This window comes from Amycolatopsis sp. N2S4-7 (genome assembly GCF_058119595.1).
In genome coordinates, this window is the sequence record NZ_CP172299.1 from 4,443,666 (window position 1) to 4,456,797 (window position 13,132).

Annotated in this window: 14 protein-coding genes; 7 read left to right on the plus strand and 7 right to left on the minus strand. The window is 72.8% G+C overall.

Annotated features, from left to right (window positions below):
- Positions 1 to 101: 101 nt before the first annotated feature.
- A complete protein-coding gene (locus ACH54P_RS20780; protein WP_489915165.1) occupies positions 102 to 806 on the minus strand; it encodes a FadR/GntR family transcriptional regulator in 705 nt (234 codons plus the stop codon).
- 75 nt (positions 807 to 881) lie between these two features.
- Between ACH54P_RS20780 and ACH54P_RS20785 the strand changes: the two genes are divergently transcribed.
- Complete coding sequence (locus ACH54P_RS20785) at positions 882 to 1,766, plus strand: carbon-nitrogen hydrolase family protein (RefSeq protein WP_489915167.1); 885 nt, start codon at positions 882 to 884, stop codon at positions 1,764 to 1,766.
- On the plus strand, positions 1,763 to 3,088 hold the full coding sequence (locus ACH54P_RS20790) for an APC family permease (RefSeq protein ID WP_489915169.1): 1,326 nt from the start codon (positions 1,763 to 1,765) through the stop codon (positions 3,086 to 3,088). Before ACH54P_RS20785 ends, ACH54P_RS20790 begins: the two co-directional genes overlap by 4 nt.
- A 1-nt stretch (position 3,089) precedes the next feature.
- Here the strand turns inward: ACH54P_RS20790 and ACH54P_RS20795 are convergent, their stop codons facing one another.
- Complete coding sequence (locus ACH54P_RS20795) at positions 3,090 to 3,467, minus strand: hypothetical protein (RefSeq protein WP_489915171.1); 378 nt, start codon at positions 3,465 to 3,467, stop codon at positions 3,090 to 3,092.
- A gap of 43 nt (positions 3,468 to 3,510) precedes the next feature.
- Positions 3,511 to 4,266 (minus strand): acyltransferase, encoded by a 756-nt coding sequence (locus tag ACH54P_RS20800; RefSeq protein ID WP_489915173.1) that lies wholly within the window; start codon positions 4,264 to 4,266, stop codon positions 3,511 to 3,513.
- Between the two features lie 52 nt (positions 4,267 to 4,318).
- Between ACH54P_RS20800 and ACH54P_RS20805 the strand changes: the two genes are divergently transcribed.
- From ACH54P_RS20805 to rox, 3 genes are all read left to right on the plus strand, one after another.
- Positions 4,319 to 5,281 carry a nucleoside hydrolase gene (locus ACH54P_RS20805; RefSeq protein WP_489916546.1) on the plus strand — a complete coding sequence of 321 codons (963 nt, stop codon included), beginning with the start codon at positions 4,319 to 4,321 and terminating at the stop codon, positions 5,279 to 5,281.
- Positions 5,278 to 6,423 (plus strand): C40 family peptidase, encoded by a 1,146-nt coding sequence (locus ACH54P_RS20810; protein WP_489915175.1) that lies wholly within the window; start codon positions 5,278 to 5,280, stop codon positions 6,421 to 6,423. Before ACH54P_RS20805 ends, ACH54P_RS20810 begins: the two co-directional genes overlap by 4 nt.
- Positions 6,424 to 6,617: 194 nt before the next feature.
- Complete coding sequence (gene rox / locus ACH54P_RS20815; protein WP_489915177.1) at positions 6,618 to 8,054, plus strand: rifampin monooxygenase; 1,437 nt, start codon at positions 6,618 to 6,620, stop codon at positions 8,052 to 8,054.
- Positions 8,055 to 8,097: 43 nt separating this feature from the next.
- On the opposite strand, the gene ACH54P_RS20820 is transcribed toward rox, so the two are convergent.
- Both ACH54P_RS20820 and ACH54P_RS20825 read right to left on the minus strand, forming a co-directional pair.
- Positions 8,098 to 8,919: an MBL fold metallo-hydrolase gene (locus ACH54P_RS20820; RefSeq protein ID WP_489915179.1), complete on the minus strand. Its 822-nt coding sequence runs from the start codon at positions 8,917 to 8,919 to the stop codon at positions 8,098 to 8,100.
- 40 nt (positions 8,920 to 8,959) lie between these two features.
- On the minus strand, positions 8,960 to 9,328 hold the full coding sequence (locus tag ACH54P_RS20825; RefSeq protein ID WP_489915180.1) for a VOC family protein: 369 nt from the start codon (positions 9,326 to 9,328) through the stop codon (positions 8,960 to 8,962).
- A gap of 86 nt (positions 9,329 to 9,414) precedes the next feature.
- Here ACH54P_RS20825 and ACH54P_RS20830 point away from each other — a divergent pair, with 86 nt between their 5' ends.
- Positions 9,415 to 10,044: a winged helix-turn-helix transcriptional regulator gene (locus ACH54P_RS20830; protein ID WP_489915182.1), complete on the plus strand. Its 630-nt coding sequence runs from the start codon at positions 9,415 to 9,417 to the stop codon at positions 10,042 to 10,044.
- A gap of 126 nt (positions 10,045 to 10,170) precedes the next feature.
- Here ACH54P_RS20830 and ACH54P_RS20835 read toward each other — a convergent pair whose 3' ends face one another.
- The gene (locus tag ACH54P_RS20835) at positions 10,171 to 11,022 is read right to left on the minus strand and encodes an SDR family oxidoreductase (RefSeq protein WP_489915184.1); all 852 of its coding nucleotides are present in this window, start codon (positions 11,020 to 11,022) and stop codon (positions 10,171 to 10,173) included.
- Between the two features lie 78 nt (positions 11,023 to 11,100).
- On the opposite strand from ACH54P_RS20835, the gene ACH54P_RS20840 reads away from it, so the two are divergent.
- Positions 11,101 to 11,895 carry a helix-turn-helix transcriptional regulator gene (locus ACH54P_RS20840; RefSeq protein ID WP_489915186.1) on the plus strand — a complete coding sequence of 265 codons (795 nt, stop codon included), beginning with the start codon at positions 11,101 to 11,103 and terminating at the stop codon, positions 11,893 to 11,895.
- Here ACH54P_RS20840 and ACH54P_RS20845 read toward each other — a convergent pair.
- Positions 11,885 to 13,039: an MFS transporter gene (locus ACH54P_RS20845; protein ID WP_489915188.1), complete on the minus strand. Its 1,155-nt coding sequence runs from the start codon at positions 13,037 to 13,039 to the stop codon at positions 11,885 to 11,887. The genes ACH54P_RS20840 and ACH54P_RS20845 overlap by 11 nt on opposite strands.
- Positions 13,040 to 13,132: the final 93 nt, after the last annotated feature.

Here is a 13,132-nt window from a genome sequence, read left to right on the forward strand (position 1 = left end):
GCGCCGCGAACCCGGCCAGCCATCCGGCGAGCAACGCCCGCCGCCGCAAAGGCGGGTTGACCCGATGGCCACCGCCTCGGCCGACCCGATGCCTCTCCGACTCAGCCGAGGCCCACGAACATCGTCTGGTGCAACCCGCGTACGTGCCTGCGCGTGACCCGCGCCGCCGCGTCGGGGTCGCCTGAGGCCAATGCCTTCACCAACCGCGCGTGGTCGCGGTTCGAGTCGCGCAGCTTGGCCATCGGGTACGGCAGGTAGAACCGGTACAGCTCCGCCAGCACCACCTCGTACTGCGCGACCGCCGCGGCCGGGCCGGGGGCGGCCACCGTCCGGTGGAATTCCGCGTCGAGCTCGTGGAACTCCGCCCAGCCCGCCGCCGTGTCCATCCGGGCGACCAGCGTCCGCAGCCGCCCGAGGTCGGATGCGCGCTTCGCCACCAGTTGCACCAAGCCCACCTCCAGCACCAGCCGGTGGTCGATCAGCTCGCGGACCTCGGCGGCCGACTCGCGGTAGGCGCCCACCTCGCGGACCCGCTCCGCCGGCGGGTTTTCGGCCACGAGCGTCCCGCCCGCACGACCGCGGCGGCGTTCGATCAGCCCGTCTTCGGCCAGGGACTCCAGCGCCCGCCGCACGGTGATCTCGGCGACGCCGAGGGCCCGCGCGATCTCGCCGTTCGCCGGCAGGCGCTCCCCCGGCTTCAGCAGGCCGAGCTCCACGGCGAGGGCGATCCGGGCGCGGACGGTGTCCAGTGCCGACAGCCGCCGGATCCCGGTCAACGCGGGCGCGCTCAGATCTGCGGTCGCCATGAACCGACCGTACCGCACAAACTGCTCATCTTGAGCACTCTTGTTTAAGTGTTCAAGATGGACTATTTTTCGTCCATGCCGCGCCCCCTGCCGATCGCCCTGGTGCAAGCGCCGCCCCGCCCCGCCGGAGACGCCGGGTTCGCGGGCGAGGTCGAGGCCGTCCTTCGCCGGTTCCCGGACACGCGCCTGGCCGCCTTCCCGGAGCTGCACCTCTGCGGCGTCAACAGCGAAGGCGGCGAAGGCGGCGAACGCACCGAGCAGCTCCGGGCCGCCGCCCAGCCGTTGGCCGGAAACCGCACCAAGGAGCTCGCCGAACTGGCCGGCGACCTGGGCATCTGGCTCGCGCCCGGCACGGTGTGCGAAACCGGCGACCACGGCGAGCTGTTCAACACCGCCCTGGTCTTTTCCCCGCAAGGCGAGCTCGCCGGCTGGTACCGCAAGGTCTTCCCCTGGCGGCCGTACGAGCCGTACGACCCCGGCGACCGCTTCGTCGTCGCCGATCTGGCCGACGCCGGCCGCGTCGGCTTCTCGATCTGCTACGACGCCTGGTTCCCCGAAGTCACCCGTCACCTGGCCTGGATGGGCGCCGAACTCGTGCTCAACCCCGTGCAGACCACCACCCCCGACCGGGCTCAGGAACTGGTCCTGGCCCGGGCGAACGCCATCGTCAACCAGGTCTTCGTCGCCAGCGTGAACACGGCCGGCCCGCTCGGCATGGGCGACAGCCTGCTCGTCGGCCCGGAAGGCGACGTCCTGGGCGCACTGCCCGGCCCGGACGACGGCGTCCTCGCCCACACGATCGACCTCGACGAGGTGGCCCGCGTCCGACGCGACGGCACCGCGGGCACCAACCGCATGTGGGCGCAGTTCACCCCCGCCGACGCACCCCTGCGCCTGCCGCTCTACCAGGGCCGGATCGACCCGGACCGCTGGCGTCCACAAGAAGGAGACGACCGATGACCACCACGGCCGCGGCCCCGGCCGCCCTGCAGCGCCGGCTCGGCCTGCCCGGCGTCGTCCTGTTCGGGCTCGCCTACATGGCGCCGCTGATCGTGCTCGGCACGTTCGGCATCGTCGCGACGACGACCGAGGGCACCGTGCCCTCGGCCTACCTCCTCGCGCTGGTCGCGATGCTGTTCACGGCGGCGAGCTACGGGAAGATGGCCGCCACCCACCCCGTCGCCGGGTCGGCCTACACCTACGTCCGGAAAGCGGTCGACGCGCGCGCCGGGTTCCTGGTCGGCTGGGCGGTGCTGCTCGACTACTTCTTCCTGCCGATGGTCATCTGGCTGATCGGCGGCGCCTACCTCTCGGCCGAGTTCCCCGCCGTGCCGAATTGGATCTGGTTGATCACTTTCATCGCGGTGACGACCATCCTCAACGTCCTCGGCATCAAGATCGCCGAAAAGGCCAACTTCGTCCTGATGGCGTTCCAGATCCTCGTGATCGGGTTCTTCGTCGTGCTTTCGGTCAAGCAGGTGCTGCACGTCGGCGGCTCGCTGGCGAGCACGCAGCCGTTCTTCCACGCGGGCACCACGCTGGGCATGGTCTCCGGCGGCGCCGCGCTCGCGACGTACTCCTTCCTCGGCTTCGACGCCGTGACGACGTTGACCGAGGAGACCATCGAGCCGCGCAGGACGATCCCGCGCGCCATCCTGCTGACCGCGCTCATCGGCGGCGGCATCTTCGTCGTGCTCGCCTACTTCACCCAGCTCGCCCACCCGGGCAGCGCGTTCACCGACGAGTCGTCCGCCGCGTTCGAAATCGCGACGACGATCGGCGGCAACCTCTTCGCGTCGTTCTTCCTCGCCGGTCTCGTCGTGGCGCAGTTCGCGTCGGGGATCGCCGCGCAGGCGAGCGCGTCCCGGCTGATGTTCGCGATGGGCCGCGACGGTGTCCTGCCGCGCGTCTTCGGCAAGCTCCAGCCGCGGTTCGCGACGCCGGTGTTCGGCATCGTCCTCACCGGGCTGGTGGGGCTGGTCGCGCTGGCGCTGGACGTCAGCACGTCGACGTCGTTCATCAACTTCGGCGCGTTCACGGCGTTCACCTTCGTCAACGTCAGCGTGGTCGCGACCTGGCTGCGCGACCGGGCCGGGAAACGCGTGCTGACCTGGGTGGTGTTCCCGGTGATCGGCGCCGTGGTCGATCTGTGGCTGCTGGTCAACCTGGACGGCATCGCGCTCGTGTTCGGCCTGGTCTGGCTGGCGATCGGCGTCGTCGTCCTGGCGGCGATCACCCGCGGCTTCCGGCGGCCGCCGCCGGAGATGACGTTCGAGGAGTAGGTCAGCCGCCCGGGCAGTCGTTGCCGCCGCCGCTGCGCTCGACGCAGTGGCGCGGCCCCGGCGACGGGGGCGGGGCGTGCCGGAGCTCGTCCGCCCAGCTCAGCGCCGCGACCGCGGCGGCGACGGCCAGGCAGATCCCGAAGAACCACGTCCACCCCCGACGCCGCGCGGCCGCCGCGACGACCACGCCGACCAGCGGCAACCCGGCGCCGAGCCAGGCCGCCCACGTCAGGTAGCCGTCCGCGCCGTCGCCGGCTTCGCCGAACACCGGGATGCTCGCCAGGAAACCGAGCAGCACCAGGAACGGGACGACGAGCAGCAGGCCGACGGCACACAGCGCCAGCACGAGCGACGACCAGGCGGTCCGGAGTTCCCCCACCCGGTCAGTATGGCCAGGACGAGGGCGGAAAACCTGAGTAGATCTACTGCTCGCCGAGGGTCTTCTGCAGCGCCTTGTTCGCCTTGCGGGCCATGTCCGCGACAGCCTCGCGACGGGCGGCGTCGGCGGCGTAGTCGTCTTCGCGGTTGCGGACGACCCGGGCCGGCGCGCCGACCGCGATCGAGTAGTCCGGGATGTCCCCGCGGACGACCGCGTGCGCGCCCAGCACCGAACCACGGCCGATGCGGGTGCCCTTCAGCACGCTGACCTTCGTGCCGAGCCAGGTGTCCGGCCCGATCCGCACCGGCGACTTCACGATGCCCTGGTCCTTGATCGGCACGTGGATGTCGGCGATGACGTGGTCGAAGTCACAGATGTACACCCAGTCGGCGACCAGCGTGGCCGCGCCGAGCTCGATGTCGAGGTAGCAGTTGATCACGTTCTGGCGGCCGAACACCGACTTGTCGCCGATCCGCAGCGAACCCTCGTGGCAGCGGATGGCGTTGCCGTCGCCGATGTGCACCCAGCGGCCGATCTCCAGCCGCCCGTACCCCGGCCGGCAGTGGATCTCGACGTTCTTCCCGAGGAAGAGCATCCCGCGCAGGATGATGTGCGGGTTGGCGAGCCGGAACTTGAGCAGCCGGTAGTACCGGACCAGGTACCAGGGCGTGTACGCGCGGTTTCGCAGCACCCAGCGCAGCGAGTCGGCGGTCAGGAACTTCGCCTGCCGCGGGTCGCGCCGGGCGCGCCGCCAGGCCCGCACCCGCGACAGCGCGGGTGCACCCCACATCGACGTCATGCCCGTGACCGTAACCTGTGTGCGGGACGGGTTCACGGGCAAGGGGAGCTGGATGGGCACGAAGCTGATCATCGACACCGACCCGGGCGTCGACGACGCGCTGGCGATCGCGCTGGCGGCGCTGTCCCCGGACGTCGACCTGCTGGGCGTGACGTCGGTGTTCGGCAACGTCCCGATCGAGCGGACGACTTCGAACGCGCGGCGGCTGCTGGAGCTGTTCGGCCGCACCGACGTGCCCGTGGCCGCCGGAGCCGCGCGGCCGCTCGTCTACTCCAAGCCGCGCGACGCCAAGGAGGTCCACGGCGGCGACGGCCTGTCGGGCCACTCCTACACCCTGCCCGAGGCGAGCCGGCCGCTCGAAGAGCGCGACGCCGTCAGCCTGATGCTCGAGTTGCTGGAAACCGCCGACGAGCCGGTGACCATCGCGCCGATCGGACCGCTGACGAACATCGCCGCGCTGCTCGCGGCGCACCCGGGCGCGGCGGCGAAGATCGCGCGGCTGGTGATCATGGGCGGCGGCGTGACGTTCGGCAACAGCACCACCGCCGCCGAGTTCAACATCTGGAGCGACCCTGAATCGGCCCGCCGGGTGCTGGTCGAGGAGGACGTCCCGGTCGTGCTCGTGCCGCTCGACCTCACCCACCGCTGCGCCGTCGACGGCGAGTGGCTGGCGAAGCTCGCGGCGTCGGGGCCGGTCGGCGCCACCCTCGAAGGCCTCACCTCGACCTACCGGCAGCACTACACGCGCGTGTTCGGCGAGGACCGGATGGTCATGCACGACGCCGTCGCGGTCGCCGAGGCCATCTCGCCGGGGATCCTGCACACCGAGACCTACCGCGTCGACGTCGACTGCGGGCTCGGCCCGGCACGCGGGCAGACCCTGGTCGACCGGCGGCGGCTCGGCGAGGACGACCCGCAGTTCAGCCCCGGCCGTCCGATCGAGGTCGCCATGGACACCGACCTCGACGGCCTGCGCGGCTTCGTGCTCGACCGGCTGACCGGGGCCGCCCGGTGAGCGAAGAACCCGACGTCGTCGCGGACGAGACGCCCCGCGAACCGCGCCGCCGGAAGGCCGCGATCGTCGTGTCCGCCGTGGTCGTGGTCGCGGCCGCGCTGGTCGTCGGCGTCCAGCTGGCGCCGAAGCAGCAGGCAACCACGAACGCCGCCGCGACAATGCCGCCGCCGCCGACGACGACGTCCGCCCCGAAGACCACGCCGCAGACGCCGACGCCGCCGAAGGTGCCGGAAGCGAGCGAGTTCGACGCCTGGGCGTCCAAGACCAGCCAGTGGCTCGACATCCCGCTGCGCGCGATGGTCGGCTACGCGAAGGCGACGACGAAGCTGGGCAAGGACGTCCCGGGCTGTCACCTGTCGTGGGTGACGCTGGCCGCGGTCGGCAAGGTGACCTCCGACCACGGCCGGGCGCGCAGCGGGCAGCTCGGCACCACCGGGGTGCTGGACAAGCCGCTCGGCACGATCGAGGTGCGCGACTTCTACAACAAGGTCGTCTCGACGGCGAACGCCGCCGGGCCGATGCAGCTGTCCCCCGCCATCTGGGGCCAGTACCAGGCGAGCTACTCGGGCGGGAAGCCCGACGTGCAGAACATCGACGACGCGGCCCTGACCACCGGGCGGGCGCTGTGCGCCGACGGCCACGACCTGTCCCAGGGCCAGACCTGGTGGGACGCGGTCAGCACGCTGCAGGCGGCGCCGCTGTTCCTGCACCGGACGCTGGCGACGGTCAACGTCTACGGCACGGTCGGCCAGGGCTCGGCCGCGCCGAACGCGGCGGTGCTGAGCGCGGTCAACTTCGCCATCGACAAGATCGGCCTCCCCTACATCTGGGGCGGCAACGGCACCGGCGGCAACGACCCGGGCTTCGACTGCTCGGGCTTGACGACGGCGGCGTACGCGAGCGCCGGGGTCAAGCTGATGCGCACGGCCGACACGCAGTTCCGGAGCGTCCCGCACGTGACCGACCCGCAGCTGGGCGACCTGATCTTCTACGGCGAGCCGGCGACGAAGATCCACCACGTCGGGCTGTACATCGGCAACCAGCAGATGATCGACGCGCCGCAGACCGGCCAGGCGGTGCAGGTCCACTCGTACCGCAGGGACGGCGACGACTACGCGGGAGCGGGCCGCCCGACGGCCTGAGCCGGGGGCCGGAAAAGGACTGGACGGGGTCGCGCCCGGGCTTGTACCTTGCAGCCGACCGTGACCCGCCCGAGGAGGTGAGACCCATGACCGCTGTATCGACGTGGGTGCTCCCCCTGCCCGTCACGGCCGGCGACTGACGTAGGTGTCGCCGGGAGCGCCTCGACCACCAGGCACTCCCGAAAGGCACCACCATGGACTCTCCGAAGTTCGACGTGATCATCGCCGGCTGCGGGCCGACCGGCGCGACCCTGGCCGGCGAACTGCGGCTGCGCGGTGTGCGCGTACTCGTGCTGGAGAAGGAAACCGAGCCCAAGTCGTTCGTCCGCATCGTCGGCCTGCACGTCCGCAGCCTCGAGCTGATGGCCATGCGCGGACTGCTGGATCGCCTTCTCGCGCACGGACGGCAGCGTCCGGCTGCCGGTTTCTTCGCCGCCATCGCCAAACCCGCGCCCCGGGACCTGGATTCCGCGCACGCCTACCTCTTGGGCATCCCGCAGCCGGTCATCGAACGCCTTCTCGAAGAACACGCGGTCGACCTGGGTGCGGAGGTCCGCCGCGGCGGTGCGGTGACGGGGTTCGAGCAGGACGACGACGGGGTGACCGTCGAACTGGCCGACGGAGAACGGCTGCGTACGCGCTATCTCGTCGGCTGTGACGGCGGGCGCAGTACCGTGCGAAAACTGCTCGGCGTCGGCTTCCCCGGCGAGCCCTCGCGGACCGAGACGCTGATGGGCGAGATGGAAGCCGGGGTGCCGCCGGAGGAGATCGCCGCCAAGGTGGCCGAAGTCCAAGAGACCCACAAACCGTTCTGGGTCAGGCCTTTCGGCGCCGGCGTCTACAGCGTCGTCGTCCCCGCCGAGGGCGTCCGCGATCGCGCGGAACCGCCCACCCTCGAGGATTTCCAAGACCGGCTGCGCGCCATCGCCGGCACCGATTTCGGCGTGCATTCCCCGCGCTGGCTGTCCCGTTTCGGGGACGCGACCCGGCTGGCCGAACGCTATCGGGTCGGGCGGGTCCTGCTGGCCGGCGACGCGGCGCACATCCACCCGCCCACCGGTGGGCAGGGCCTCAACCTGGGCGTCCAGGACGCCTTCAACCTCGGCTGGAAACTGGCCGCGCAGCTCCGCGGCTGGGCGCCGGACACCCTGCTGGACACCTACGAGGCCGAACGTCATCCGGTCGCCGCGGACGTGCTGGACAACACCCGTGCCCAGAACGCCCTGCTGTCCCCCGAACCGGGCCCGCGGGCCCTGCGCAGGCTGTTCACCGAACTGATGGACTTCGACGAGGTCAACCGCTTCCTGATCGAGAAGATCACCGCGATCGACATCCGCTACGACTTCGGCGAAGGTCCCGACCTGCTCGGCCGCCGCCTGCGCGACATCGACGTGAAACCGGGCCGCCTCTACGACCTGCTGCATCGCGGCCGCGGCCTGCTGCTGGACCGCACCGAACGCCTGACCGCCGGCGGCTGGTCGGACCGCGTCGACCACCTCGCGGATCCCACCGCGGCCCTGGACGTTCCGTGCGTCCTGCTCCGCCCCGACGGGCACGTCGCCTGGATCGGCGACGATCAGCGGGACCTGGACGACCACCTCGCCCGCTGGTTCGGCGAGCCCGCCCGCTGATCCCGCCGGGAGGAAGGCGCCGCCGGCACCTTCCTCCCGGCAGTCAGCCGAGGTGGTCGTTCGCGCCGCTCACCCAGGCGATGTAGCGCTCCGCGGACCGGCGCACCGAGCCCTTGGCGTCACCCAGCACCGTGCCGCCGGGCAGGCCGTAGAGCCGGTCGAACTCGTACGGTTCGAGCCGGTCCACGATTCGCTGCACCAGGGCGGCCGAGAGCGGGATCTTGTTGGGGTAGCTGCGCATGAACGTCACCCACCCGGCCGCGGCCACCGGCACGATCGTGTCGCCGGCCAGCAGGGTGCCGCCGGTGTCGTTCCCGACGTGGGCCACCGCCGCACCGGGGAAGTGCCCGCCCGCCTCGACGAGCGTCACGCCGGGGAGGATCCGCTCGGTGCCGGACCACTCACGGAGCACCGGATCCTCCCGCCGCACCCACTGCCGGTCGGCGGTGTGCACGAGCACGGGAACGCGCCCGAGGCGGTGGCTCCAGGAGACCTGGGAGCCGTACATGTGCGGGTGGCCGGCCACGATCACCGCGGCGCCCCCGAGTTCCTCGATCTTCGCGGCCAGCGCCGGGTCGAGGTGGTTCGGCGGGTCCCACAGCAGGTTGCCCCGGGCGGTCCGGACCAGGTGCGTCCACTGGCCGATGCCGAACGGTGGTTCCCGGTTGAAGCGGTGCAGGCCCGGTTCCAGTTCCTGGTGCACCACTTCGTGGCCGCCGGCGGCGAGTTCGTCCAACGTCGTCCACACCTGCCCGGCGGCCGGGACCCACTGGCGGTCGTCGGCGCAGATCGCGCACGCGCCGGCCGGGGGTTGTTCGGTGTCGGGGTGCTCGACCCCGCAGGTTCCGCAGATCCAGATCGTCATGCCGCCAGTCTTGGAGCTCCAGCGAGGTGGAGGTCAAGCGTCAGGCCGGGCCCGCGAGGCCGATCAGGTTCCCTTCCGGGTCGCTGAAGTGGGCGACGACCAGGTCCCGCCCCGGCGCGCGGTCCGGGCCCATCCGGCGGGTTCCGCCGAGCCGCTCGGCCTCGGCCAGCGCAGCCGCGACGTCCGGGACGCCCACGTAGAACACGACGTGGCTCTCGTGTCCCGCGCCGCCGCCGACGCCGCCCGGGATGCCGTCCGTTTCCACGAACCCGTAGTTGCCCGGCTCCGACACCTGGTCCGACACGGGACCCGAAGTGTCGAACGCCCAGCCGAACAGCTCGCCGTAGTACCCGCGCAGCCGCGCGGGGTCGCTGCCGATGATTTCGAAGTGCACGACCGGCCGGCCCATGACCGTTCCTTCCCGTCGACGTCCGAGACCGCCACCGTACTCCGTGCTAGTTGTTAAAAACAACCTCTTAGTTGTAGATTGGCACCATGCCGACGAGCCGCAGCTACGGGGACGCCTGCACGATCGCCCGCGCGCTGGACGTCGTCGGCGAACGCTGGGCGCTGCTCGTCGTGCGCGAGCTGCTGCTCGGGCCGCAGCGGTTCTCCGACGTCCGGCGCGCGCTGCCGGGCGCGAGCTCGAACCTCGTCACCGACCGATTGCGGGAGCTCGAAGGCCACGGCGTCGTGGCGCGCCGGAAACTGCCGCCGCCGGCGGGCTCGACCGTCTACGAGCTGACGGAGTGGGGCCGCGAACTGGAGCCGGTCGTGCTCGCGCTGGGGGCCTGGGGCGCCCGGGTCCCGCTCCCCCGGTCCGCGAACCTGGGCGTCACCTCGGTGCTCCTGTTCCTCCGCGGCTCCGCCCGCCCGCGCGGGTCGGCGTGCTACCGCGTCGAACTGGACGCTCGCGTGTGGACGGTCCGCACCGAGCCCGGCCGCCTGACGGTCGAGCCGGGCGAACCCGCGGCACCGGACGCCACGCTCCGGACCGACCCGCCGACGTTGAACGCCCTGCTCGAGAAGCCGTCGGACCTCGACGCCGCGATCGCCGACGGCCGCGTGGAGGTGGGCGGGGACCGGAAAGCCGTCCGGCGGCTGCTGCGCGAACACGAGGGCTGACCGGTCACGCGAGTCCCGGCCAGGGCGGCCGCGAGGAGATCGGCGGCGACCCGGCCACGCGAAATCCCCGGCCCGCGCCGGGCGGCCGCGTGGAGGTCGGCGGCGACCGGCTGCTGCGCGACCCGGTCACGCGAAATCCCCGGCGTGGTCTGCAGCCCACTCGGCGAACCCCCGCGCCGGGCGGCCGGTGATCTCCGCGACGGTCGCCGTCGTCGGCTGGGGGTGGCCCACCAGGGCGGCCAGGCGCTGCATGCGGGCTTCGACCACGTCGGCCGAACCCACGTTGCCGAGGCCGCGGGCCGCGAACGCCGCCGTGAGTTCGCGGCGGTAGTCGTCGAGGTCCTGGACCTCGACGCGGACCGGACGTCCGGCCGCCCGGCCGATCAGCGAAGCCTGGCGCCGCACGGTGAGCGATTCCGGTCCGGTCAGCGTGTACTCCGCGCCGGCATGCCCCGACGACGTCAACGCGCTCGCGGCGACGGCGGCGATGTCGGCCTCGTGGATCAGCGCCGCGTGCGAGTCCGGGAACGGGTCGCGCACCACGCCCGCCGCGCGGATCGGCTCCGCCCACAGCAGGCGGTTGGCCGCGAAACCCACGGGACGCAGGAACGTCCACGGCGTCCCCGAATCGCGCACGGCCCGCTCGGCCTCGCCGTGGGCACGGGTGATCGCGTCGCCCGACGCTGGGTCGGCGCCCGCCGCGGACAGCAGGACGACGTGGGCCAGGCCGCCCGCCCGGGCGAGGAACCCGCCGAGCCCGGCCGTGCCGGCGTAGAGGAACGCCTTCGTGACCCCGCTCAAGGCCGCGTCCCAGCCTTCGGGCCGGGCCAGGTCGGCCGCGACCACCTCGACGCCGCCGGGCAGCCGGGCGCGGCCCGGATCCCGGCCGGCCGCACGGACTTCGTACCCGGCTTCGAGCAGGTTTGCCACCAGGGCACGGGCGACGTTCCCCCGGGCCCCGGTCACCAGAATCGTCATGCGCCCAGGCTCGTCCCGGGTGCCCGGACCGGGGTAGGCACTGGCGGTACCACCCCGCCGCGGGGTGATGATGGGACGATGGACAGGGTGGAGCTGGGCGCGTTCCTGCGCAGCCGGCGGGCCCGGCTGCAGGCCGCCGACGTCGGGCTCGCGCCCGGGCCACGGCGGCAGACGCCGGGGCTGCGGCGCACGGAAGTGGCGCTGCTGGCCGGGATTTCCGTCGACTACTACGTGCGGCTCGAACAGGGCCGGGGGCCGCGGCCGTCGGAGCAGGTCCTCACCGCGCTCGGGCGCGCGCTGCGGCTGACCGGCGACGAACACGCGTACCTCCGGCGGCTGACCGACTCCGGTCCGGCGCCGTCGCCGCGGCCGGTGCCCGGGAACGTCCTGCGGCTGCTCGACCGGCTCGACGCCGTGCCGGCGATGGTGATCGACGCGGGCTACGACCTGGTGGCCTGGAACCGGATGCTGGTCGCACTGATCGGCGACCCGGCCGCGCTGCCGCCGAAGCGGCGCAACCGCCTGCGCCGGCTGTTCGACACCGGCGACACGATCACGGGGAACCGGCTGGAGCTGGCCCGGCAGTGCGTCGCGGACCTGCGCGCCGGCGGGCGGTACCCGGCCGACGCCGCCGTCCGGTCCCTGGTGGACGAACTGCTCGCCGAGAGCCCGGAGTTCGCCCGGCTCTGGGCGGAGCGGGAAGTCGTCGTGCAGCGGACGCTGACCAAGCGGACCGTCCACCCGGTCGCGGGCCCGCTGGAGCTGGACTGCGAGATCCTCGCCGTCCCGGGGCACGAGCACCGGCTGATCGTCTACACGGCGGCGCCGGGCAGTCCGTCCGCCGAAGGCCTGAAGCGGCTGCTCACCGCGTGAGCGCCGGGTCCCGCACCCGCAGCGACGGCGCCAGGAACAGGATCGCGAAGGTGACGACGACCGCCGACGACAGCGCCCAGTGCAGGCCGATCCGGGTGGCCAGGGCGCCGACCAGCACGGGCTCCACGAGGAAGCCCAGGTAGCCGCACGCGGCGACGGCGGCGACCGCCCGGCCCGGCGCGTCCGCCTGCTTCCGGCTCGCCGCGCTCCACGCGATCGGCACGATCCCGGCGACGCCGAGCCCGACCACGGCGAAGCCGAGCACCCCGGCGACCGGCGATGGCACGGCGAGGACCAGGGCGAACCCCAGCACGGCGACCGTGGTCGCCACGCGGACGAACCGCACCGCGCCCGTCCGCGCGACGACGCGGTCGGCGACCAGGCGGACCGCGATCATCGTCCCGGAGAAGGCGAAGTAGCCCAGCGAGGCGAGCGCGGGTGTCGCGCCGGTGACGTCGGCGAGGTACACCGCGCTCCAGCTGTTGACCGCGCCTTCGGCGACGAACCCGCAGAACGCCAGCACGCCCAGCGGCACCAGCGCCCGGCTCGGCCACGCGAACGCGGCGTCGCCCTGGCCGCGGTCCGCGCCGGTGAGGAGCCGGGTGCGCGCGGCCCACAGCGCGAGCGCGAGCAGCACCGCGCCGGCGATCGGGAAGTGCACCGACACCGGGACGTGCGCGGCCTCCATCAGCGCGTCGACGCCCGAACCGGCGAGGCCGCCGATGTTCCAGAAGGCGTGGAACCCGGCGAAGATCGGGCGTCCGTAGCCCTCCTCGACCCGGGCGGCGTGCGCGTTCATCGCGACGTCGAGCAGGCTGTTGCCCACGCCGAGCACGACGAGCGCGGCGACGAACACCGGCGCGGACCACGCGAACGCGACCAGCGGCAGGCCGGCGCACAGCACGGCCGCGCCCAGCACGACGGCCGCGCGGCTGCCGATCCGGGTGAGCAGGGCCCCCGCGCCCAGCAGCGCCAGCACCGACCCGGCCGCGAGCCCGAACAGCCCGGTCGCCAGCTGTCCCGTGGTCAGGCCCAGCTGTTCCTGCACCGCGGGCACCCGGGCCAGCCACGTCGCGAACGCGGCGCCGCACACGGCGAACACGGCGGAAACCCCCAGGCGGGCGCGTTTCAACTCCCCGGTCATCCGGCCACCGTAGCGATTACCCTCCGAAGCGCGGAAAAGTGCGCCGCCGATGTAGAGACCGCGGGCCGGGCTCCGTCCTTACCCGTGAACGCG